The organism is Wolbachia endosymbiont (group B) of Camptogramma bilineatum (genome assembly GCF_947251825.1).
In the GTDB taxonomy this organism is placed as follows: Bacteria; Pseudomonadota; Alphaproteobacteria; order Rickettsiales; family Anaplasmataceae; genus Wolbachia.
This window is the reverse complement of sequence record NZ_OX366391.1, coordinates 242,422-265,922: the sequence shown is the minus strand read 5'-3', so window position 1 is coordinate 265,922 and position 23,501 is coordinate 242,422. Positions and strand designations below refer to the sequence as shown.

The following is a 23,501-nucleotide window of genomic DNA, read 5'->3' as shown; positions in this document are numbered from 1 at the left end:
AATTTTTAAGTACTCTAAGATAATACGCTAATAAACGCAGATTTCCCATAGACAATATGTTTCCTTTGAAACCATATAATAAATTTAGCAGCTTGTTGACAACAGAAATTCCTTTACAAATTGTCCCAACTTCCTTATCATGACAGTAAGAGTATTTATCCTTGTTTTTAATCTCTGCAGATTTAACAAGAAAATTCAGTAAAAAAACTCAGATATTTATTGGCAAATTACATAAAATTATAGCGACTTTTTTTATTTTTTCTACATTCAGCCAAATCGCGCTTGTTAGCACATTATTACAACGCCAATTTCCATTATTAAAACTCACTACTAGGGGATTCTTTTGCCTTTTTTCCATCTAGTTAATTTCTTAATGTTTATAATCCCGCTACGTGTTAGTGATATAACTATACAAGAAGTAGTAGAAAGCTAGCTTGCATTAGCTTTATTTGTTATAATTACATTCGGTTTTATAAAGTGAGGAGTAAATATGCCAGAAGTTACTGGGCAAGATTCTAATAAGGAAAGTAGAATAGAAAACGAGCTACAACAGGATTATGAATATGAACTGATTAAAAGTTTATTCATGTTTCCTGATAGGCGTCATTTGGTAGATATTGCTGAAGCTACAAAAGGCTCGTTTGATAATTTAATGTGTGCGTGGCTTGTTACAACTGAGTTGACAGACAGTCAAGAAGAGTTAGATGAGGAATTGCTATCTATTTTTAGTGCAATGAGATCTTTGAGTGCAGGAGATAGTTACCGACAACTTCAAAAGTTTTTATTAAATAATAAAGATAATCAAGATCTAAAAACCGTTCTTGATTGTGAAAGGGGAGAGTCTAGTTTGACGATATTGCACATAATATCAAGTATGGCTTGGGCAAGAAAACAATATGATTGTGCCGTAAGTTTGCTTTTAGAAGCAGGAGCTGACCCTAATATCAAGAATGATAAAGGAAGGACACCATTACACTATGCTACTGGACCTTATAGTATAGCTGCTCTCTTAGAAAAGGGAGCTGACCTTAATGCAGAAGATAATGAAAAAAAACGCCTTTGCATCATGTTGCTAGTGTTGGTTGTTCTGAAGGCGTAGTTTTACTCTTAGAGAAAGGAGCTATTTCTGATCAAAGTGATAAACAAGGAAAAACTCCTCTGCAAGTTGCACGTGATAATCATCATGAACATATTGAAAAGTACTTTGTGACTTATAAGCGAGAGAAGTTGAGTGATAAGTTACGCTCTATAATGGAAACAAAAGACTGGTTCGAAGATGGTTCAGGTTACGTTTTAACTAAGAGACAGGGGGCTTGAGAAGAAAGTTGTTGGATATAGTAAATAACTCAGAAGGTGATTCAGTTGTTGAAGATCTACAAGAATTCTTAGATGATTTTGGGAATGATCAAGATCTAAGAATGGTTTTGAATCTTCGAAGTAATGAAGGAGAGTTGCAGGTGCATCAAAATGCTAAAAATCTTGATTCTTTTGCTCGTTCAGGTACTGATGAAAGAGCAAATAAATTTGAAGTAAAAAGATTACTTTTGAAAGCAGATGCAATCAATTTACAATGGTCAAGTTATGATGAGAAGGAGTATTATTCTAGGGATTTATGGAGTAATTTACCGCCGAATCGACAGATAAAGCTAAAAGAATTTTTAGATAAAGTTTCTAAAGCTCAAAATATGGATGAACTAGAAGGAGTTGTAAATGAGGCTATTCTCTCAGGAGGAAGGATTAATAGACGATTTTCTCAAGATAAGAAGCGTAATTTTACAGATTGTGTTATGGAAAGGATTGGTAAGTTAGGAAAGAATCCTGAAGTTGCAAGCAAGATAGTATGCAAGTTGGTATCAATAGGGGCAGTGTTATATAATAAAGATAATATGAAAGTAATTGATACACTAGAATCTGAATTTAAAGAGCACAAAGAAAATATGATAGAAGCTTATCTAGATTATCTAGAGAGTACCCTAGATTTTATGGAAGTTATAAAAGGAGCAGTTATTAATGGTATGGTAAAGAATGCAAAAATAGATAACACTACTTTATACTCGTAATATTCCGAAGATAGTATAATAAATGTTGCAAGGCTCACAGAAAAAGCTAGTGAGTTAAGGCGAGCTCAGGGCAACATAGACTATGAAAGAGATATAATAAAGATTGGTAAAAGTGAGGTAGCAATTATAACAAAGAATGGTATAAGGAATTACACCAATCTTGCGGACGATAGTGATATAGTGTTGACTTTCCCTACCACTAAGGGAGAGTTAGACGTTAGGTTATATCCTGATAAGCAAAATAAAGACTGGATAAAGGTAGAAGTAAGAGATCAAGAGAGGTTGAAAGAATTAAAAGATTGTGGAGAAGAAATAGGAAAAAATTGCTTATTTGGTGGTTACTCAGTTTACAATGCTATTGAACGTGGGTACTTTGAAAGGCCTGCAGGAATTTTACAGGGAAAAAGATTACAAAGTGGTGAAAAAGTTTCTCATGTAGATCAATTACAAAGTAAAAAAAATAATAAGGTACGTCAAATTGGATTATACTAAGCTTGGTTTACAGAGGTCTTAGATTATGCAAGAAGTCTAATTGCAATTGTTAACTCTTCAAGTATAATTTGTTGAGATTTACATGAACCTTATTAGATGAAAGAGAAAGAAGAGCAGTTTAGTTTTACACCAGACAATCTTAGCAAAGCAAAAAAGTCTATAGAGATGTATCCTAAAGGTAGAGAAGGAAGCGCTGTTATGCCTTTACTGTATCTAGTACAAGAACAATGCGGATGGGTTCCTGAATCTGCCATGCGCTACGTTGCTGACATGCTTCATATTCCACATATTCGCGTGTATGAAGTGGCAAATTTTTATACCATGTATAATTTAAAGCCAGTAGGTAAATATCTAATACAAGTTTGTAGAACAACTCCTTGCTGGTTATGCAATAGCGAGGAAGTTTTAAGTACCTTTAAAAAGAAGCTTGGAATCAATATCGGTGAAACCACTAAAGATAATCTATTTACTTTAAAGGAAGTTGAATGTCTTGGTGCATGTGTTAATGCCCCTGTTGTACAGATCAATAACGATTTTTATGAAAACCTCACTCCTGAAAAAGTGGAAAATATCATAGCAGAACTTTCAAGTAAATAGATGGAAAAGTTCTCGTTTAGGATAACCAAGCAATCAGGTTCTGCAAGAGTTGGAACGATCAAAACTCCAAATGGAAGTATAGAAACACCAGCATTTATATTTTGTGCAACCAAAGCTGCTATTAAAGCTGCAGATATCGAGAGAATCAGAGAAGCAGGTACTCAGATAATACTTTCCAACACCTATCACCTAATGCTCCAACCGGGAGAGGATACTGTGGCAAAGCTTGGTGGCTTGCACAAGATGATGGGATGGAGTGGGCCAATGCTCACTGATTCTGGTGGATACCAGATATTTAGTTTAGGACACGGATCAGTTTCAGAAGAGATAAAGGGAGTAAGACAGAAACAAAAAACTCTGATCAAAATTAACGAGGATGGGGCAATTTTTCGTTCTTACATAAATGGTAAAACTTATTGTCTAACTCCTGAAAAGTCGATACAAATTCAACAAAAATTAGGTGCAGATTTAATCTTAGTTTTAGATGAATGTACTCCATTTCACGTCAGCAAGGAGTACACAAGGAAATCGATGCTCATGAGCCATAGATGGGCTGAACGTTCTTTAAATGAATTTAAAAAAAATAATAATGGCAAACAGGTGCTTTATGGAATTAGTCAAGGCGGAGTGTATCAAGATTTGCGTAGAGAAAGTTGTGATTTTATCAACGATTTGCCATTTTTTGGTCAAGCAATAGGTGGATCGCTTGGTCAAAGTAAAGAGCAGATGTATGATGTAGTTTCCTTTATTATGGAACATTTAAAAAAAGATAGGCCTACTCATTTGCTTGGTATTGGTGGAATTGTAGACATTTTTCGTGGAGTAGAGCTTGGAGTTGATACATTTGATTGCGTGCATCCAACTCGCCTCGCAAGACATGGTGGCGCGCTTGTTAAAGTAAAAAATAGAGATTCTATTTCTTCAAAGTGCAAAGAGCATATTAATTTGCGAAATCAACGATTCGAACTAGATGATAACCCAATTGAAAATGACTGTTTGTGCTTTACTTGCAGAAAACATTCAAGAGCCTATATACACCATCTACTGAAAGCTAAAGAGTTGCTGGCTTATACACTCGTTACCATTCACAATGTTTTCTTCATGAATAAGTTGATGGAATCAATAAGACAAGCAATATTGAATGATAGGTTAGATCAGGAAAAAAATAATTGGATTAGTGAAATACCGCTGCATTGTGAATTATATACCTAGTTCATATTTTGCACATGTGCGTTGCATTTTTTAATCTTCTTTAAAAACTTGACAGTACATTATATATACGGATATACTAGAAATATAATTTTTGTGAGGCATTTATGGTTAAAAATAAAGAAAAACATCAAATAGCGTTTTGCGTTTCAGCCTTTACACTCTTAGCTGGTTTATCATTAATCGCAACTGGAATTGCAGTGGGTACCGTACCTGCTATAGCTTCTTGTTTAGTGATAGGAGGAATTTTAACTGCCTTGTCTATTGTGCAATCAGTAGAAAGCTATTTATTTTTACAAAACAGCGAAAAAACTTTCAATAAAATGATTAGTGGTATACGCGATGAACCAGAAAGCAAACTTTTTATAGAAAGGATTTTGCAACCATTCATTGAACTTTTTAGTGAGCATAAGCAACATAACTAAAGTACACTAAGCATAGAAACCACTTTATCGTAACTTGGCAGTGAATTAATTTCTCCAATCGCAGCTAAAGTAATTTTTTCATGCTGAGATAGCAATTCTTCTGCTGCTTTTTTTATATCGTAAATAGTAACAGCACTAATTTTTTCTATTAATTCGTTTTTACTGATGTATTTATTATAGTTGCCGTAGTAGTGTCCTAACGTTTCAGCACGCGAGCTAACACTTTCGCGTGACATTAAAATTTGAGATTTTACTCGCTCTTTTACTCTATTTACTTCTTCTTCCTTCAGATTGTCTGTGGACAATTTCTTTAGCTCTGTCGTTATGGATTTTAAAAGCTTATCTAGATTACTGCTATCTGTACCGGCAAAAATGGAGAGCATTCCTGTATCAGCATAACTAGAGTTGAATGAGTAAATGGAGTAAGCAAGACCCTGCTTTTCTCTTACTTCCTGAAATAGGCGTGATGACATTCCGCTTCCCAGTATGGCATCAAGAACTTTGAATGTGTGATATCTATTATCATCACGAGAAACACTAGGTAGACCAATTAATAAATGTACTTGATCTAATTTACGATGTTCTAAATACTCACCACCGGTATAACTTGCATTCTCGCTTTTTTTCAGCTCTCTTGAATGAATCTTTGAGAGAAAGTCTTTGATTAATTGAACAACTTCCTCATGTTCAACATTTCCTGCAACAGCAAATATAATGTTCTCGCCAAAGTAATGCTCATTTATGTAGTTATCTAGATTAGCTCGAGTAAAAGATTTGACAGTATCTTGCGTACCCAAGATTGACCTACCAAATGGTTGATCTTTATAAGCTGCTTCAAAATACTTATCAAAAATGATATCGCTCGGTGAATCATTAGTTTGAAAAATCTCTTGTATTACAACACCCTTTTCGCGTTCCAATTCATCCTCTGGAAATGTAGAATTCATTAATATATCTATTAATATATCAATGCCAGTCTTTATATCTTTTTTAAGAACCTTTGCGTAATAACTTGTACTTTCTCTACCGGTGCAAGCATTGAAGGCTCCACCTATGTCGTCAAAAGCTTTTGCAATTTCAAAAGCAGTTCTTGTCTTTGTTCCTTTGAAAGCCATGTGCTCTAGGAAATGAGATATTCCATTTTGACTTGCACTTTCAGCTCTACTGCCAACACCAACTCGTATATTTAAAGCTACGGAATCAACTTCATGCACTCGCTCAGTTATTATGCGCAGACCATTATCTAGTTTTGTTACTTGTGGTATATTCATCTTATATATTCTTCTTTAAATTCTCTTCTACAAAATCCCAATTGATCAAATGATCAAGAAAAACTTTTATGTAGTCAATTCTGCGATTTTGGCAATCCAAATAGTATGCATGCTCCCATACATCCATAGTAAGTAGTGGCACTTGGCCATAAATTAGCGGTAGATCCGCATTTGGAGTTTTAGTGATTTTGAGTTTTCCTTTTTCAAGCACTAACCACACCCATCCACTACCAAATTGGCTTACTCCATAATTTGAAAATTCTTCACAAAATTTGTCAAAGTCACCAATATCATCTTGAATTTTTTTTGCTAGAAGACCACCATCTTGAGGCTTACCACCACCATTTTTTTTCATTGAATTCCAATAAAAAGTGTGATTCCAAACTTGTGCTGCATTGTTAAAAATAGGAACTGTATTATTATTTCCATGAACTTTCGTCACTAATTCCTCAATTTCCATATGTTGATAATCTGTGTTTTCAACCAGTTCGTTGAGTTTATTTAAATATCCCTTATGGTGCTTATCATAATGAAAATCTAGTGTCTTTACAGATATATAAGGCTCTAAAGCTGTTTTATCATACGGCAACTCAGGTAAAGTAAAACTCATGCTGACCTCTTTATTTTCGATGGTATGGTAATATGTGCTTTTGCGCAACAGATAATTTAGTTAGGTAGTGATTGCATTTATTCTAAAATTATCTATACTGATAAGATAATTATGTTTTTATTTTAGAGGGGTAATATGTCAAGTTTATTTAAGAATTTTAATGGGTATGCTAAATATGGAACTGTTCCTGCTGCAAAAAATAACAGTGAAGTTCCACAAAATAGTTTCTATAAATCCGTTCATTATATTAATAGTGTTATTGGGCCAGTGAAGGATGCAGTTTCTGGTGTTAAATCTAGTCAAGTTTGTTTAGGTGGTAGGAAAAATGGAAGTTTAGGTATAATTTGTACTGCTGTTTGGGCATTAACTCATGTAGTTCTACAAACTTTATATCTAGCATTGGCGTATTTGTCATATTGGCCGGCAAAAGGGTTAGCGAAAGTAGTAGATAGTTTTGATCTTAAGTACAGTACAAAATCGTTGATAGATTATTCATCCATGTTGTCAGGTAAGGCATGGGACCATAGTAATGCATTAGCTCAGTTTGTTAACACAGTTTTGAGTTATGCTGTTAGTGCTGTCATCTGGGCTGCTGCGCTTGTTGTTACACCACTCGTTTGGGCTATTGATAAAGTGGCAAGCAAGTTTAGTGATGCAAACGCTGAAGGTGTTGGTGGTCCTTCTTTTTCAAAATAGATAGCCTACCAAGTGCATGTGAAACCATTGTATCTGTGTGGCAAAATAAAGTAGACGAGATAAAGACACCTATAGAAGGAGGATGTCATGCAAGTAGCTGACACTGGCATCCCGATAGAATGTTGGGGAGTGTTAAATAAACTGTGTCAAACCTCCATTTTATCAATTTATTACTTTACTTCTCGGTTTGACACAGTTTATTTAACACTCCCTTTCGAGCGAGTTCTTTCAACCGAAACACTACATGCACGTTATCATCATCAATTTCAATGCGTTGAACTAATTTTCTTATTATATCAAGTTTAGTTTCATAGTCTGCTTGATTAAGCTCTCTCAGAGGAAAAACTTTCTACACTGTTTGTGATAAAATCTAATTCTTTCTGTAGCCTCTTTTCATCGATAGCTTCTTCCCTTTGATCTCTGATTCCTTTAACTCCTTTTCCATGCTCTCAACTTCTAAGTCATACTTTTCCTTCGTTATATGACCCCTTGCATATACATAAGCTAATCTTTCTATACCTTGTTCTATTTTACTTGCACGCTTTTCAATCTCATCCTTTGCCTGCTTATTTTCATATTTTAAAAGTCTAACCTTTGTCATTGCCTCTGGTTCTTTGAGTACCATTTTCACTTCTTTCCATACTGCTTCTTCTAGTATATCAACTCGTATTGATTTGCTGTTACACACCCTATTCCCACCAAAACGAATTGATTTTTTCTTTCAGTCCTCGGAAAAATCTTACTTAGCTTAGCTATAGATGTTTACAAAAGAAATTCAAGTGAGTGAAGAAAGAAAAATTATTTTTGCAATACCGTAGGTACGCTCCACAACTATATTGAAGTTTTTATTGCACTCAAAACCTTCATTTTTCCTCATTTCTAGAATTATTAACGCATTATCATTTAACCAGCCTGAGTGAGCTAACTCGTCTAAAGTTGAGTTAACCAGATTGATATTATAAGGTGGGTCCATAAAAACTATATCGCACTTTGAAATAGGTCTTGGTAATCCGTTAGCATTGCAACAAATTAACGTGATATCGTTCGTAATTCCAAAATCTTCTGCTGTTTTTTTAGGCAGTTGCAAATTGTAATAATCTGCATCTACCATGAATGCATGTTTAGCACCTCGAGAAAGTGCTTCAAATGAAAAAGAGCCACTTCCGCAGAATAAATCAAGTACATTTAGGTTATAAATAGGTTTTCTTGAAGAAAGTATACTAAATATTGCTTCTCGGACACTACTCATAGTGGGCCGTGCAGCTAAATTCTTGCCTGTAGTTATTTTTCTTCCACGATATTTACCCGCAATAACACGTAACATATAAAACAAGTTCGAAGTTAACTAATTATTTATAATACACATTTAATTTCAACATAGCTTCAGCAGTCTAATAGAAAGAAGGTTGCTTGTGGAGGAACGCAAGATCAATCGCTTTTCTTTGATTTATTTTCTATACTGATTGCACGACCAATCTCGTCTTGTAAATCATCATGGTTGTTTTTTTCATCATGACCCATCCCTTCAATTCTACTTTCTAACTCTAACTTAATTAAAGTATTGATTTTCTCTATACTATCGAGGAAATTGTGACACTCTTCATCACTATATTCCTCACCAGATGCTTTTTTTTCTATAAATAGACTTTTGAACCCTATTAGATCAGAACTCTGATCGGCATTCAACACAATATTTCTCTCTATAAAACTAAGATCTGATAGTAACAAACTAACCTCTAATAGATCTTCACTTTCAATGTTTGCAAGATTATCAAGATCGTCTAAAATAGATAACATCTTAAGCTCCTTCTGTGCAATTTCTTTGTCTTCTTTGTCAAATTCTGACGATAGCCCTTTATCATCTATAAGTCTCTCATTCAGAGCTTTATTTAGCTTTGAAAGACTAACATCACCTTGCTTAGTGCTATCTAGTAACAAATCTACCCTCGCTCTGCGCGCATTTAAAACATCATTGTAATCGTTTAACTTGATATTACCATCTTCGTCTTGCTGAAGACCATAATAACTTAGCCCTTTGAAATTACGATTCTTCATCATTCTCTATGTTCTCATTCCTTTCATTATCTTGACGCTCTCTATCTTCTCCGGCACGTATAGCTTCTGTAGTGTTTTTTAGGGTTTCTGGTTCCGTACCTAATTTTCGATTTGATTGATTAGGCTTATTTTCTTTTGATGATTCATCTTCTTCTGGTTCTCTCTTGCGGCCAATAGTGTAGTCATGAAGCTTCTCAAGAAATTCCCGTCTATATGTTTTTGCTCTATAGAGTAGATTATGCTGGTAACCATCCTTTTCTCCTGTAGCAGGGTTAATTCCTATAGAGTCGAGACCATGTTCCCAAGTAAACTTCATAGCATCTTCTATTGTATAGCCCAAATGTGATCCTACATATCCTTTATAATATTCTAAATATTTATCAATTCTTCTATGTGCAATATCTTCTTTATCAATTCCAAACGCCCTGTAGATTTTTTCCTCAAGCTTATCAACATCATTTTTAGGTGATGTTGCAAATTTTGTTGCTTCAATAGTAGCACCTACAAGCTTACGTGGCACATTAATAGAATATTTCAGCACACCCCCAACTCCTGGTATCCTACCTAGCAAATTAGCTGTACCTCCAGCTAATCTGTCCGGCACATGAGTAGCCCAATTACCTAAAGACTCTAGCCCTCCACCAATTTTATCTTGCATCTGTTGTTTTAATCCCTGCATTAAACCAGTCACAGGTGATGCTTGATACATACTAGATATATTGTAAACACCAAACCCACCACCGGCAATGCTTGAGCCCATCTGTTGTACAAACTCCTTCAAAGAAAACATCAAAAACGAAAGCAAGAACAATACAAAGATCTCTCCTGCGTTGATTAAATAACCTCTCTGTATGTCTTGCACCCTTTGGTAATCACTATTTTCTTGATAGTTTTGATTTATATCATAAAAATTCTCTGATTGGCAGCTTACACTTTGCGTAATTACACCTTGCACTAAAGACTTTATTTCACTTTTTGAATTTGGTCGAATGATACCCTTTTTGTAATCGCCTATTATTTTCTCATAATTTCTGCACTCTTCTTCATGCTGTTGAGATTGACAATAACGCTTTTTTATCTTACTATCTATATTATCTATTAACAATAAGATATCAGCCTTTTCTGATGCATGTAATAAACTATTCGTTAGACGCACTAGATCTTTTTCACTACAATTAGCATCAACTACTATATCACTTTCTGCTATATAATGGTCTGCTGGATTTTTCTCAGTACCAGGCACTGGGTTCAAGAAAGGGTAATCTATATAACGAAAACCTTTATTAATGTAATCTGGTGGAAGAGGGATATATCCAGCGCCACCAGTAAACTTTACTGTACCACCTATTCTGCTTAGTTTTTCTATACCTTCTATATTCTTATCTACGTTCAATGGAGAAGCCTCTCCAATAGCATAAGGTACAAAAATTTGCCCTGGAGTCCAGCTAAAGTATTCTTTATCAATTATACAAAAACCACCAAATACCCATTTTGGAGCACATAACTTTATTTCAAGCCATTTATTATAGCACACAGTAAAGCCTAACTGTTTATAAAAGGTATTCATTGTCATCGCAGCAAGTAATGACAGCAGGGTAAATATCATAATTGATTGCAAACAGAAACTAATACAGAATTTTATCCAACCCTCAAATAGACTTTTCAGTGGTGAAAATAAAATAGAGATTAGGAATAGCGGCATTATAGCTACAAGAAAAGCTATACCCATAAAACCAGAAAGGAATATTATGTAAGCATACATACACAGCAGGAAATATAAGACAATCCCTATAAAAATTGCCGGTATCATAAGGAGACTTGCCCACATTTGATAATGTAAAAATGCTGCAAACTTTTTCCAAACAGAGTAAGCAAAAAACTTATCAAACATATCCTCCATGAAGCTAAACAATTTAGCTTCATTTCCTTGAGCAACGTTTGAATTACCTCCGGTGTTCATGTTGGGAGCAAAATTAGTAATTATGCTTATCAATTGTTCAAGACCTTTAACAAATAAAACAAGAAAATGATCATAGAAAAATCTAAAACTTCCAGGAGATATAAGCACTATTACTAGAGTGATTTTCATCATTCTGATGAGCATATCATGCTTAGTTTCTCTTATCATTCCAAAAAGATAAAGAAGCGATGAAATCACTATAAATAGAACAAGCAAGGAAAGAACAAAATTGTGAAAGCTCGTACTTTTTTCAGCTATATTTTGAAACATCGCTTGTGCAGCTGCAGGATCATTGCTATCAAAATGCTTTTTACAATTTTCGTTAATCAATAATACACATTTTAGATAGTTATAAACGTAATCAAAAAATCCAAAGTTACTTGGTTTCTGCACTCCGCTCAAAAATTCAAAAGAGTAGCCACCTGCATTATCTAGATAATATCTATCTAATATCTTTACATATATTTTCCATCCTTTTTCTAACCTCACCGTATTACAATTCCTGTCCTGTAATGTGGTGTTATCTCTGTCTAAAGTAAAAAGTCCACTTCCATCTTCCGCTACGGAATTGTAACCTAGATGTACAGTAGGATATTGAGGATCGCGCATTAACTTTAGATTTTCGTTAGGATCATCTTTCCCCGTTTTAAACAAAAGATAAGCACCATGACCGTTGGTAAACCAACATGGAGCACCACGTGATACTGTATTTGCGCTATCATCTTCATTAATGCACTTGCAATTTACAGTGCAACTTGCTTTAGGCTTACTTGAAAATTTTTGTATGCTAGGTTTATAATTATTACAAACTAAGTGAAAGTCAGGCAGACTATTATCGCCTTGTTTACCTTCAAACTTAGTCGCATATTTTAGCTGTTCCAAGCTTTGCAAATTATAACTACCTTTAGATTCTTTCTTATTATTATTACTCCAAGATGTCCATGCACCATTTACTCGTACTACTAAACTATCTCCATTGGTTTCAAATCCAGTATCTTTCCACTTCACCACTTGATTAGAGTGAAAACCATAATTAATTTCGCCAGTATTAGGATCAATAATTTCTCCATCTTCTGGAACAAAAGCATCATGATCTCTTGAAAAATGAGCACCAATTGCAATGGGTTCAGGACCAAAATAATCAGCAGATATACATCTTGGAAAAGGCATATCATTCTTACTACAACCTGTAACCAGAACACAGATTACCAAAATTAATAACCTAAACCAACATTTGCCTAAGCGTGATTGCATACCTAAACTTTTTCCAATACAGAATAAATTTCTAAAACCTTACTTCAAATATCTTTTTAATTAGTTACTCCATATATCTCATCAATCTTCCTTGACTTGTCCTTTTGTTTTATCAGAATCCTTTTGCTTATCTGGCTGGCTTAGTGTTTCAGATTTGCTCATTTCTCTGCCAGCACTCCCTTTCCCATCTGCTTGCTTTGGTGTATCAGGCAATTTAGCTTCAATTTTGCTACGATCTTTACTCATTCCCTGCTTGATGTTATGTATCATATTTTGGGTTCTATCATCAAGGCCAACAGTTGACAGCATAGCTTGTGATGCGCTCCTAGAAATATGACTAACACTTTGAGCAACTCCATAACCAGAGCTGAACAACGCCTGCGCCATAGTTTCTGATATAGAAACAAAAGCTTCCATTGAACTAGCAATGATGAGATATATAAATGCCTGGATTAGATCTATAGGTAATGCTGCAAAGTGCCCAACAGCCCTTTCTCCAGTACTGAGCGCAACATCAACACTAGTACCAGGACTATACCCAAGAGGTAATATTGATTTCATAAGACACAGATCATACGATAAAAAATTTACACTAATTAAGCATTGATAGCATGCAGAAAAATTTGTGAGGTTGTATAGAACTGAATACATTAACTGGTTTAAAAGAGACAAGGATGAAAATAAAATGACTGGTTGCAATGAAACATGAGCCAGCGTTTTTATCCAATTATCAAATAATGTTTTAGTTTGTTGAAATAGAATAAATACGATAAATAAAGGTGCCAATGACAATAAAAATGCCACTAAAACAGTAGATATTACATACTTAAACGTAGCACTAATAATGCATCTTAAAAACACAAAAGTAGCATAAAGTATTGCCAAAAATGCAATAAAGCCAAAAGGTCCTGATAGCATTAAAGACAAAAATTTCAGCCATGTTTCTCCTGTAAATAATACTCCCGCTGTTAAATCTAAGAATGCAAAATTTTTACCTCCTTCTCCTATATAGCCAGAAAAACTATCAACTAAATAAATGCTACCATCAACAAAAAGCCCAGACAAAGTTGTACCAAAGAATTCCCAACTTCTATCACTAAAAGCAAAAGCTATAAATGCTATTTTGAATATTCTTATAATAAAATCGAATTTACTTAATTGTATTGTTCCAAGCATATAGCCAACAACAGTAAATATAACGTATAGAATAAGCAAAGCTCTTATTCCTTGTAGAAGCCCCTTTCTATATCCTTCATATGGAATTTTAATTCCGTCTTCACTCCCGTCTGTTATGAAATCAAAAATCTTGTTTACAGTTGATGAAATAAAATCGTTTATTTTTCTTTTTAAAAATAAATTTACTGTGTATTTGTTATCTTCATAATATTTGCTATCTTTATCCGTAATATCATCTTTCTCTACGTTTTCTACATTAATACCAAAATATATTTTCTTAGACTCTTCATTTACCAAATGACTTCCATCTATTATGTAATAGTCTACATTATCCTCTGTTATTTTATCTAATTTCTTTACTTTTTTGAAATTATTAGTCTTTCGAACAGATGGATCTCCTGGCGGGCTATCACCCAAGTACATATACAGTTTTTCACCACTATCGAAGTTACATGATCTAGTCACTGCAACATGATATCCACCTCTATGAAGTTGGTAGTTGCCATTACTTGCTATAGCAAGCATCACACTACTACCAGGTATTATATCTTTTTCATCTATTTTATAATCATGATTTAATTTCAAAGAAAAATGTTCAAAATTATCACCAATTTGCGAACACACATTATCCCCTTTTGCACCCTTTCTCTCTGGAAAACATTGAATACCTTTAGCAGTATTCTGATTATTAAGATCGCCAACTTTTGCAACAAGAGCCTCAGCCCAAGAAATATCTTCTCTGTCCTCTTTGAAGTTTAATTTAGAATTTGATATTAAATTAATGTCAATCTGCTTAGAATCCCTCTTATTTTTTTTAATCTCTTTTAGTTCATCCTCAATACGTTTAAGGTGAGAATACATGTCACATGTATTTCTTTTATCATACTTCTCATGCCTTATAGAAGAGACGCAATTCTCCCCTATACCTTTTGCGTTGTAACATATATTATGATAGTAACAATTAAGTTCATAAGAACTGTATTTGTTCAGCTCATTAAAATCACACCTTTTCCCATTACATAATTCATTCAGTCCTATTTTAGTTCGTCGTAAATCTAACAATGCGCCATTTATCCATGAATTTTGAATATAATCCTTATTAAAATGTACCTTATTATCATATGGAGTGTAGCCATTACCAACCAAGTATCTATACTGTTGATCCTCTTCTTTCCCATCTTTATCTTTCCTTTTATCTAGTCGATCAAGTTCAAATTCCTTTTTGCTATCTTGCTCATCTTTATAAAAAAACTTACCTCCTTTACATACCTCTCCTGCGCTAGCCTTACTATCCTTATTTTTGTAATAATCGTCATCAAAAATAACCTTTCCTTTAAGGTCTTCTAATTTATCACAATTAATTGTCATTTTTCTAGGAACTAAGCTAAACCTTAATGTATCACCAGGATTTGCTTTAATTCCAGTATCTACATAACGTCTATTGCTATAGAATTCATTATTTCCAAAGCCTATATCCCCACATATTTCTCGTTCATCAAGGCTAGCATTATCAATTAACTTATTACTGTAATTTGGTATTAAATCATTAGCACAAAATACAGCAGGCACAAGTACTCTCTTTGGATTTTTCCCTTCTTTAAGAGGACAAAAATTTACTGACCCACCAAGAGTAAATTTGATTTTCTCATCCTTGCTAATTACTTGACCAGAATCAACCCAATGAATTTTAACTCCTTCGCCAGCTTCACGCACTGGAACATCTATACTGACACTAGTATTTCTGCTCTGCAACCCAGGTTCAACACAATCCATTGTGCAGCCAGTAATTACAAGACATAGTATCAATAATAATGATTTTCTGCTCATCATTGATTTCCTGTGTTTGTCGGTATTTTAGGTGCTGATCTTTGAGCTGATTGTGGTATTTGAGGTCTTCGACTTGGTGTACCAGATTGCTGACCTGCTCTTCTTTGGATACTTTGTTCATCTAAACCTACTGTTCCCATTAAGCTTTGCTGATATTGCCTTCCTGGTTCGCTTGCTACATAAACACCAAACAACGAATCAGATATTGTTGAAGATGCTTCAACTAAAGCTTTCATGGCATGTCCCAAAATCACAAAAGCCATCATAGCGGTGATATTAGGTACATGTTTGGAAGCATAACCGTAAAAAATACAAGGATTAAAAATCCTTAAGTTAAGATTAAGTATACATGTAGGGCAGACCTCAAAATTAAAGACCGAATACACAATATAATCCATAACCTGGCTTATTAATGATATAAAAATTAAAAGCACCACCGGATGAATTGCAAATCTTGCTAAATTTTTGACCCAATTGTGAAACATCTGTCTAGTATATCCAAATAGAAGGCAAATAATAAAAAGAGGCGCCAAGGAAAGCAATAATGCAACTATTGCTATAGATGTGATAAAAGAAAATAAGGCGTTAAACATCGATAAGCTCACTGTTATCAAACCCCAAATCACCAAGCAAAACGATACAATACCCAAAGGACCAGAGAATATAAGAGATACTATTAGTAACACTGAGTGTGCTGATAAAAACCTATTGAGCGGTAAATCAAGAAATTCAAAAACATTTGATGTTGTACCTCTGAAATCTGCTATTTCTATTAACTGTTTTGGAGCATTAACAAAAATAGAAAATGCATTGTTATAAAAAAAACTCCAACTGTTATCGTTCAGCAATTGGGTAATAACTCCTATCTTTACACATATAATTAAAAATTCATATGTAGAAGCATGAGACAATCCAAAAAAGTAATAAAGGGTGTATAAAACTATATATAATACTAATAACGACACTATTGTAGATCTGATAGTATTTGTTCTATTTGATGCTACAAAACTTTGATAAAGAGACTTCACAGGGCTAGTATCAGAGTGAATCGCGTTAGTGTCTTTGTAGCTAGAACCGAAAAATGCAGTTTTTACTTTTTCATCAAAAAAATTATATATCGCACTAAAAGTTCTTACAGGTGGCTCTTTAGTTGTAAGGTTAATGCTAAACTGACCCTCATTTTTCTTATAATCACAGCCATGATCTCTTATTCCGTAATATATAGTGCCACTCTTGTCTTTTAGCTTTTCTTTTAAGCCTTCCATATATTGAGTATTATAAACTTTGCTAATGTCTATAGGTATATCTCCCTGAGTTTCACCAGGATTGTGCTCAGGAAACTTATCAGAAACATGTATATATAAGTTTTTTGCTAGACTATGGCTCTTTGTGACCCTTATATTATATCCCCCTTTACCAGCACTCTTTTCTTTAGCATTTTTAAGTGTAAATACTAACTCTGTACCCTTATCATAGTTTTCTTTGATCTTATGATCAAAGTTAGTTCGTATACCATCACTCCTTACATATTCAAAACTTTCCTTTCCTCCTATCGACACCTTTAATGATGGAATGTAAGTCTTTATCCTCTTCATTTTCTTTTTTCTTATATCATCCACAGCTCCCTTGGTATTTTTTTCTGTATTTACTTTATCCTTTTCACCATCTGAACTATCGCTGTGTCCTTTAGCTATGTTGCTATCATCTAACACTCCCATTATACCATCTACAGCCTTCTTGATAGCTTCTTCCTTACTTACTTTTCCAACAGCTAGTTCGTTGGCAAGATTTTTAGCTACATTACGTTTATTGCCATCTATAGTATTAGATTCAATTTCAACACAATTTTGACCAAAGTAATAACATATATTTTGGCACGCAAGATTTAGAACGTACGTATCTATCTTACTTGCACTGCTCTCTGAAAGCTTGCTACAGTCTACATTTTTCCCTTGTTGTTTTATAGAGTCGATGACATTTCTAATTTCCTCTCTTTCACTTTGATCTAATTCTGAAGACCAGTACTCTTTTCCATTTAACCATTGTGCATTGCCTATTTCATATTTATTAGGACATATTTCACCTTGACACTTCTCTTGATTTAAAACATGTGAAAAATACTCCTTTTCCCCTTCACCGCAACTCTCGTCAATTTTTTTATAGGTAACCATGCCATTATTGTTTTTACACATTTTACTTCCAACAACACTAAAGCTTATCGCATCGCCAGCTTTAAGCGCAAACGGTAATGTAACGTTTCTTACTCCAGGTTCAATTGCAAAATCTTTATATTGCGAACAAAAATTAACCTTATTAGGCACTATATTAATCTCTGTTACTTTTATTTTATCCGAAATATAGACTCCAGAATCAACCCATTTCTGCTCTGTTGATACTATATCCAATTTCTCACGCAAGCCTGATGAATCTTCTGGCTTAATACACCCGCACCCAGATAATAAAAAGAGTATCACAAAACTTATGCATAGCTTAACCAAGTTTTGGTTGCTCAAATGTTCAAACATCTGTTACTCACCTGCGCTCACTCTCCACTGGTTTTATAGATTCACTAGAGGAAGATCCCGATCCCTTATTATCATCTCCACCTCCTCCAATAGCCCCTCTTGCCTTATTTACAGCCGCAGCAGCAACTTGACCAGCACCTCCAGCAGCAGCTTTGGCAGCAGATAAAGCTTTATTCACCATTTGTGCAGGAGTGCTACCCGAACCAAGTGCTGCTCTGTGATTACCAGCAAGCTCAGCAGCCATGCCGGGAAGAACGTTTAAAAAGTGGTAAAAGAGGAATAATACTAAACACAATTTTAATAATTCTCCGATTAGAGAGCTGCCAAACTCCATGTATGTAAAGTCGAATAGACCAAGTATGCTGCTCTTTTTAAAGCTATAATTTTGCATCATACATGCGAGAGTAGTTTCATTTTTATCACATTCCCCATCTTTCAATTTAAACCACTGTTTTTTCTTACTATATGAGATTTCTGCTTGTTTCTTTTGATATGACTTGTCTGGTTGTTCATTTTTATATGACTCGTCCAGTTTAAAATTTAAATTTTTAAAATAGATTTTATCACATGCTATGAACATAAAAGATAGAAATGCAAAAAGGATAACTGGGTATAAACTGTAGGTAATTAACTCTTTTAGCCAACCATCAAAATATCCTTTAGTGTGTTGGAATAAAACCATAGGAATAAACAAAGGTGATAGAATAACAATTACACTTAAAGCAACTATAGATAAAATAAATACATAGCACATCCACAAAATAACCATCATCAGCAAAATGGCCATAAATATACAGACAAGAGCTACTAAAATTTGTCCACCAGCGAAAATAATACCAATCACCGAACCTGCAACTAACAAGACAGGAGCAGCGCCAAGCAAAACCGCTAAAGTTGCAACACCTCCAGTACCAATTTTGCCACCAATTCCATCTAAAGGTGCACCTAAATAAAATAAAATTCTGCAATCAAGCCTATCCCAAGGTGCAAGATAACTGTAGGATACCTTCTGCCCTTCACGATTGTATTCATAATCTTTACCTGCCTCATAATTACATATATTTTTACTCTCAGATGAAGCTTTAAGCACTATTTCTGATAAGCCGTTCGAAAGTTTTGTTAATTCCCCGTAATAATGAGACATGGTACTACCTGTTGTGAAGTAAATCACCAAAGCAAACTTAATGATCAATATATACATTTCTTGTGGACTACGCATTCCACCAGACATGGCTTTTATAGAGAACAATATCAAAGCTAAAATTAAGATAGCAGTAACAGTGTTCTTCAGTCTTTTTTGTGCTACAGACAAAAAACTACCCTTAGCATGTCCATTTTTGTCTGTAAGTAAGTTACCACTTGAATCAATACCTGCCACTAAATTATCTAACGACTCCTTAATACATTGCACTATCATAGAAGTTATGGGAATAGGAGATAATGACTTACTTCCCGCTTGATTGTAGCAAGCTTCAGAGACATACGAGCTAAAACAGCTTTTATTGTCATAATCTACAAAAATTTTTCCTTCTTTTTCCTTTTCCCTTATAATAGTTTTGTAATCTTTATCTTTATTTATAGGGTCGCTAAGATCAACATTATATTCACCCGTACCATCTTTATTTTTGAATTTCATCACAGATTTTTCACACATAGGAGCAAGTGGGTCAGGTGGCAATTCCGTGCACCCCATATCAACCCCTTGCGGCCAAGGAGTCATTTCGATACCAAGCATTCTCACACTTGCTAACTCCACACATAATCTGCCCATTTTTTTCACTGCTTTAAATGTTGATCCATGTATGGGTTCGCTCTGTCCTGCTTTGAGAACTTTACATTTCAGCTCACCATCGACCGTCGGGGACCATGACCCATCTACATATCCAGTATCTTTTTCCCTTACATCAAAGTCTATGTATCCAGGTTTTTCTCTGGAATCAAAGTCTTTCTTGTTAAAAAGATTACCAAAAGTTAAAGGATTTCGATGACATATTTCTATATATTCACTGTATTGCACACCGTTTTTTGGCCAGTAATAACTTTCTGTACTCTCCTGAACGTTAGAATTTAAGGCTTCTTTTTCTGCTCTTTTCCCGTCATAGTCTTTTTTGTTCACGTTTTCCCGAGCTTTATCTTGTAAACAAGAAAAATATTCATCTTCTGTTTGGTAATTTTTATTGGTGCAGCCACTATAACCTGTGTCTTCTTTAAAATTTTTGTATGTTCCATCATGACCACGTGCAACTGGGTGTTTAACAAAACTATGTTCACAAACAACAAGCCCCCCTATTGCTTTCCAGACTCCAACAATTGCAGCTATCATTCCAACAATAACAATAGCAGTAAATACACCAGCGGAAGAAACAATCAAAACAATACCAGTAAATATTGCACCAATAGCAATTGCTATCCCAGCAACTGCTGCAGCTGTTTTAAACGCCTTACAGTCAGGATTAGAAGCACGACCAAAGCTGCCAGTAGAATTAAATCTGCTAACAAATTCCGTTTTGTCAGTACCACTTACTGTATCTGCAAACACTGGATATGAGAGCAAAAAATCTATATTTAACAAAAATATCGCAACTAACAGTAATGACAGTTTAGTTTTAAACATTTTTCACCTTTTGATAAAACACAGGCAACCACATCTTTGGATCATCTCCGACTTCTTTCAATATATCATGTAACAATAGGACACTTTCTGCACGTCCAGATAACACGTTGACCACATCATCCAAATCTTTCAGATCTATTCTAGCTACTACAGCATTAACTCCTTGCTTTACTAAAAAGAATCTAGTACTTGGATCTGTGTGTTTGATCAGTATGTACTCACGTTCAGTTAACATAAAAACATCTCGATAGACACTAGTAGCTTTCAGATTTGGCAAAAAAATTTGTGTTGCTGTCTGCTGTACAAGCGTATCACTAATAGCACTTTTACTTGCATCTTCAACACTCTGAGTAGCAAAAACTACAAAAGCATTTAACTTTCTCAGCACTTTCAACCAGTCTTTTATCTTAGGTGCAAAAACTGGATTATCTATTAACGCCCATGCTTCATCAAGAACAATAATAGATGGAGTGCCATCAAGCGATATACTAATCCTATGAAACAAATAAATCAAGACCGGCCCAAGAGCAACAGGATCTTTTAGCAAGCTAGACATTTCAAAGCCAAACACTCTTGCTTTTGAAAAATCTAGCAAATCTTCTTTATTGTCAAATATTGCAGCATGAGAGCCATCATCATGCCACATAGATATTGCTCCAGCTAGAGTATCAGGGCCCGCAAGTCCTAAAAATGGTACAAGATTTCTCAAAAATCTGTCTTCTTTTTTTAATTTAAAATTTCCCTCAATTGCATCATTAATTCTAGCAATATCTTCTGAAGTGAATTTATCGTTGTACACTAAAATTAAAGATTTTATCCATTCCATCAAAAATGTTTTATTATCAGGAGTATCGTCAAGTTGCAGAGGATTAAAATTTGTCTTAGTTCTTGGTTCTATTATAGTATAGATACCACCAAGTGCTCTTAAAAAAATTTCTGCACCGCGATCTTTATCAAAAAAGAATATTCTTGGAGAAAATTTCATTGCTTGAGCACATAAAAAATTCATTAAAACAGTTTTGCCAGCACCTGTTGGCCCAATTATCATAGTATGTCCAACATCCCTTATATGAAAGTTGAAGAAAAATGGAGTGCCGGATGTTGTATCAAAAACTGTAACAGCATCTCCCCAGTGGTTATTGAATTTTTTACCAGTAGGATAATTATGTTGAGATGCAAAACCGGCCAAATTAAGACTACTTATTGTACCTTTTCTTACTATATAATCAAAATTACCAGGAATTTGCGCCCAAAATGCTGGTTCTAGATTAACCCTCTCACGAACAGGATAAACACCACAATTAGAAAGCTCCGATTCAACCAATGATAAAGCATTGTCCAATGATTTAGGGCTTTTTTCTATACATAAGATAGTTAAATGGTGTTCACCAAACGCAATTTTACCACTCATTGCATCATCAAGCGCATGAGAAATTTCTGCTATTTGAGAAATAGCTTTATCTGCAGATTGTATCATACGATTTTGCTGTATCTGCATTTTCGCAATTGCCATTTGCCTATTTGTAAATTGAAAAGACTGCGTGATAATAAATTCATAAGGAAGTTGTAAAAAAGAATCAAGCATTCCTGCGGAAGTATTATTTCCATATTCTTTGATACTAACTATTCCAGCATATTTACTTTCATTATGAGTCACAACCTGTATCATCTTATGGCCAAAAAATAACCTATGAACCGGTAAGTATCTTGATATTTCAGTTTTTAGTGGAAAAAGCGTATTTGTAACAAAGCCACAATTTACAATTCTAGACAGAAACTCCATTATTTCACAAAACAGTCCGTTTGGAGTTTCTTTTACTCCAAGGACTTTAGGCGAATAATTCCTAAGGCTTGTTACTATACGATTTGTCGTTTCCTCTAAATCTTCATAGGTATCACGCATATCACTTTCCCAAGCATGTTTTGAAGTTACATGACCAAATTTTTTCAGTAGATGTGATAAAAATTCTACTCCCTTTGTATCTGCCCTACGAATAATCGTAATGTATAAATCATTAATAAAAGATTGCCTAGTTGCGTGTTTTTCTCTCCATTTTAGATTTACATGGTTAGCAAAAAAATTTGGTAAACTCTGGTTTGCAAATTCATCAGAAAAGATATTCTTCTTACGCCTGATGGTATGAAAGTACAAACTAAATGCTGGAGATGAAATGCTTCTTAGCATCTGATTTCTGATATTATTTTGTATCACCAAGTCTTCATCATCGGCCGTTTCAAACGCAAAGCCATTTAATTTTATAAATTTAACTAACCAATTCTGCTTTGTTATCAAGGTTGTACTATTCCAATAGCAAGAATAAGGTATAAATTCAGCAGCGTGAACCTCTCTACTTAGAATAGATTTATTCTTTGATTGAATAGCTCTAAATCTCAACATTGCATAACATCAAGTAATGTCATAAGAATTGGCTCCATGATAAAACCGATTTAAACATTTGGAACATTTTCCCAACTTTACCATAAATAACTCAACAAACAACGGTTCCTTTGCAGAAGCTATATAGCCAAGTCCATGTATACCTGGTAACATCAGGAGAATTACTCTAAGATCATTTGTATTAATGAAAATTAGCATGCAAATTAGAACGTTTAATATTGCAAACATATAACTCACACCAAAGAGCATTGCAGGTCTTGTAAGACCTTTAAATAATTGATTCGTTTGTATGCTGCCAGTAGACATATCTTTAACCTTCTAATAAGAGCTCT

19 protein-coding genes are annotated in these 23,501 nt (G+C 34.4%); 8 read left to right on the top strand and 11 right to left on the bottom strand.

Features of this window, described 5'->3' with window-relative positions; genetic code table 11:
- Positions 1-490 precede the first annotated feature (490 nt).
- The 7 genes from OPR44_RS01360 to OPR44_RS01330 all read left to right on the top strand — a co-directional run bounded on the left by OPR44_RS01360 (position 491) and on the right by OPR44_RS01330 (position 4,783).
- Positions 491-1,099 carry an ankyrin repeat domain-containing protein gene (locus OPR44_RS01360; protein WP_265015106.1) on the top strand — a complete coding sequence of 203 codons (609 nt, stop codon included), beginning with the start codon at positions 491-493 and terminating at the stop codon, positions 1,097-1,099.
- The gene (locus OPR44_RS01355; RefSeq protein ID WP_265015105.1) at positions 1,060-1,317 is read left to right on the top strand and encodes an ankyrin repeat domain-containing protein; all 258 of its coding nucleotides are present in this window, start codon (positions 1,060-1,062) and stop codon (positions 1,315-1,317) included. The genes OPR44_RS01360 and OPR44_RS01355 overlap by 40 nt, the downstream gene beginning before the upstream one ends.
- 8 nt (positions 1,318-1,325) lie before the next feature.
- On the top strand, positions 1,326-2,060 hold the full coding sequence (locus OPR44_RS01350) for a hypothetical protein (RefSeq protein ID WP_265015104.1): 735 nt from the start codon (positions 1,326-1,328) through the stop codon (positions 2,058-2,060).
- Positions 2,061-2,240: 180 nt separating this feature from the next.
- Positions 2,241-2,552 (top strand): hypothetical protein, encoded by a 312-nt coding sequence (locus tag OPR44_RS01345; protein WP_265015103.1) that lies wholly within the window; start codon positions 2,241-2,243, stop codon positions 2,550-2,552.
- 96 nt (positions 2,553-2,648) lie between these two features.
- Positions 2,649-3,149, top strand: a complete 501-nt coding sequence (nuoE, locus tag OPR44_RS01340) for an NADH-quinone oxidoreductase subunit NuoE (protein ID WP_010402402.1) — start codon at positions 2,649-2,651, stop codon at positions 3,147-3,149.
- A complete protein-coding gene (gene tgt / locus OPR44_RS01335; RefSeq protein WP_265015102.1) occupies positions 3,150-4,361 on the top strand; it encodes a tRNA guanosine(34) transglycosylase Tgt in 1,212 nt (403 codons plus the stop codon).
- 104 nt (positions 4,362-4,465) lie between these two features.
- Positions 4,466-4,783: a WD_0736 family protein gene (locus OPR44_RS01330; protein ID WP_264336854.1), complete on the top strand. Its 318-nt coding sequence runs from the start codon at positions 4,466-4,468 to the stop codon at positions 4,781-4,783.
- Here OPR44_RS01330 and OPR44_RS01325 read toward each other — a convergent pair.
- Together OPR44_RS01325 and OPR44_RS01320 are read right to left on the bottom strand one after the other, a co-directional pair.
- Positions 4,780-6,054, bottom strand: coding sequence for a M16 family metallopeptidase (locus OPR44_RS01325; protein ID WP_265015101.1), 1,275 nt, complete (start codon positions 6,052-6,054; stop codon positions 4,780-4,782). The two genes, OPR44_RS01330 and OPR44_RS01325, sit on opposite strands and share 4 nt — an antisense overlap.
- A 1-nt stretch (position 6,055) precedes the next feature.
- Positions 6,056-6,664, bottom strand: a complete 609-nt coding sequence (locus OPR44_RS01320; protein WP_264377414.1) for a superoxide dismutase — start codon at positions 6,662-6,664, stop codon at positions 6,056-6,058.
- Positions 6,665-6,799: 135 nt separating this feature from the next.
- Between OPR44_RS01320 and OPR44_RS01315 the strand changes: the two genes are divergently transcribed.
- Entirely contained in the window at positions 6,800-7,360 is a 561-nt protein-coding gene (locus tag OPR44_RS01315) for a hypothetical protein (RefSeq protein ID WP_265015100.1), read from the top strand.
- Between the two features lie 370 nt (positions 7,361-7,730).
- Here OPR44_RS01315 and OPR44_RS01310 read toward each other — a convergent pair whose 3' ends face one another.
- The 9 genes from OPR44_RS01310 to OPR44_RS01270 all read right to left on the bottom strand — a co-directional run bounded on the left by OPR44_RS01310 (position 7,731) and on the right by OPR44_RS01270 (position 23,475).
- Entirely contained in the window at positions 7,731-8,048 is a 318-nt protein-coding gene (locus tag OPR44_RS01310; protein ID WP_264377416.1) for a hypothetical protein, read from the bottom strand.
- Positions 8,049-8,135: 87 nt separating this feature from the next.
- Positions 8,136-8,684, bottom strand: a complete 549-nt coding sequence (gene rsmD, locus OPR44_RS01305; protein WP_264375012.1) for a 16S rRNA (guanine(966)-N(2))-methyltransferase RsmD — start codon at positions 8,682-8,684, stop codon at positions 8,136-8,138.
- Positions 8,685-8,788: 104 nt separating this feature from the next.
- On the bottom strand, positions 8,789-9,418 hold the full coding sequence (locus OPR44_RS01300; protein ID WP_265015099.1) for a WD_0853 family protein: 630 nt from the start codon (positions 9,416-9,418) through the stop codon (positions 8,789-8,791).
- Positions 9,402-12,629 carry a TrbL/VirB6 family protein gene (locus tag OPR44_RS01295; RefSeq protein ID WP_265015098.1) on the bottom strand — a complete coding sequence of 1,076 codons (3,228 nt, stop codon included), beginning with the start codon at positions 12,627-12,629 and terminating at the stop codon, positions 9,402-9,404. The genes OPR44_RS01300 and OPR44_RS01295 overlap by 17 nt, the downstream gene beginning before the upstream one ends.
- Positions 12,630-12,710: 81 nt before the next feature.
- Positions 12,711-15,635 (bottom strand): TrbL/VirB6 family protein, encoded by a 2,925-nt coding sequence (locus OPR44_RS01290; RefSeq protein ID WP_265015097.1) that lies wholly within the window; start codon positions 15,633-15,635, stop codon positions 12,711-12,713.
- Positions 15,632-18,157, bottom strand: a complete 2,526-nt coding sequence (locus OPR44_RS01285) for a TrbL/VirB6 family protein (protein ID WP_265015096.1) — start codon at positions 18,155-18,157, stop codon at positions 15,632-15,634. Before OPR44_RS01285 ends, OPR44_RS01290 begins: the two co-directional genes overlap by 4 nt.
- A 7-nt stretch (positions 18,158-18,164) precedes the next feature.
- Positions 18,165-20,771: a TrbL/VirB6 family protein gene (locus tag OPR44_RS01280; protein ID WP_265015095.1), complete on the bottom strand. Its 2,607-nt coding sequence runs from the start codon at positions 20,769-20,771 to the stop codon at positions 18,165-18,167.
- Entirely contained in the window at positions 20,764-23,169 is a 2,406-nt protein-coding gene (locus OPR44_RS01275; protein WP_265015094.1) for a VirB4 family type IV secretion/conjugal transfer ATPase, read from the bottom strand. The genes OPR44_RS01280 and OPR44_RS01275 overlap by 8 nt, the downstream gene beginning before the upstream one ends.
- A 9-nt stretch (positions 23,170-23,178) precedes the next feature.
- Positions 23,179-23,475, bottom strand: coding sequence for a type IV secretion system protein VirB3 (locus OPR44_RS01270; RefSeq protein WP_265015093.1), 297 nt, complete (start codon positions 23,473-23,475; stop codon positions 23,179-23,181).
- Between the last annotated feature and the right edge of the window lie 26 nt (positions 23,476-23,501).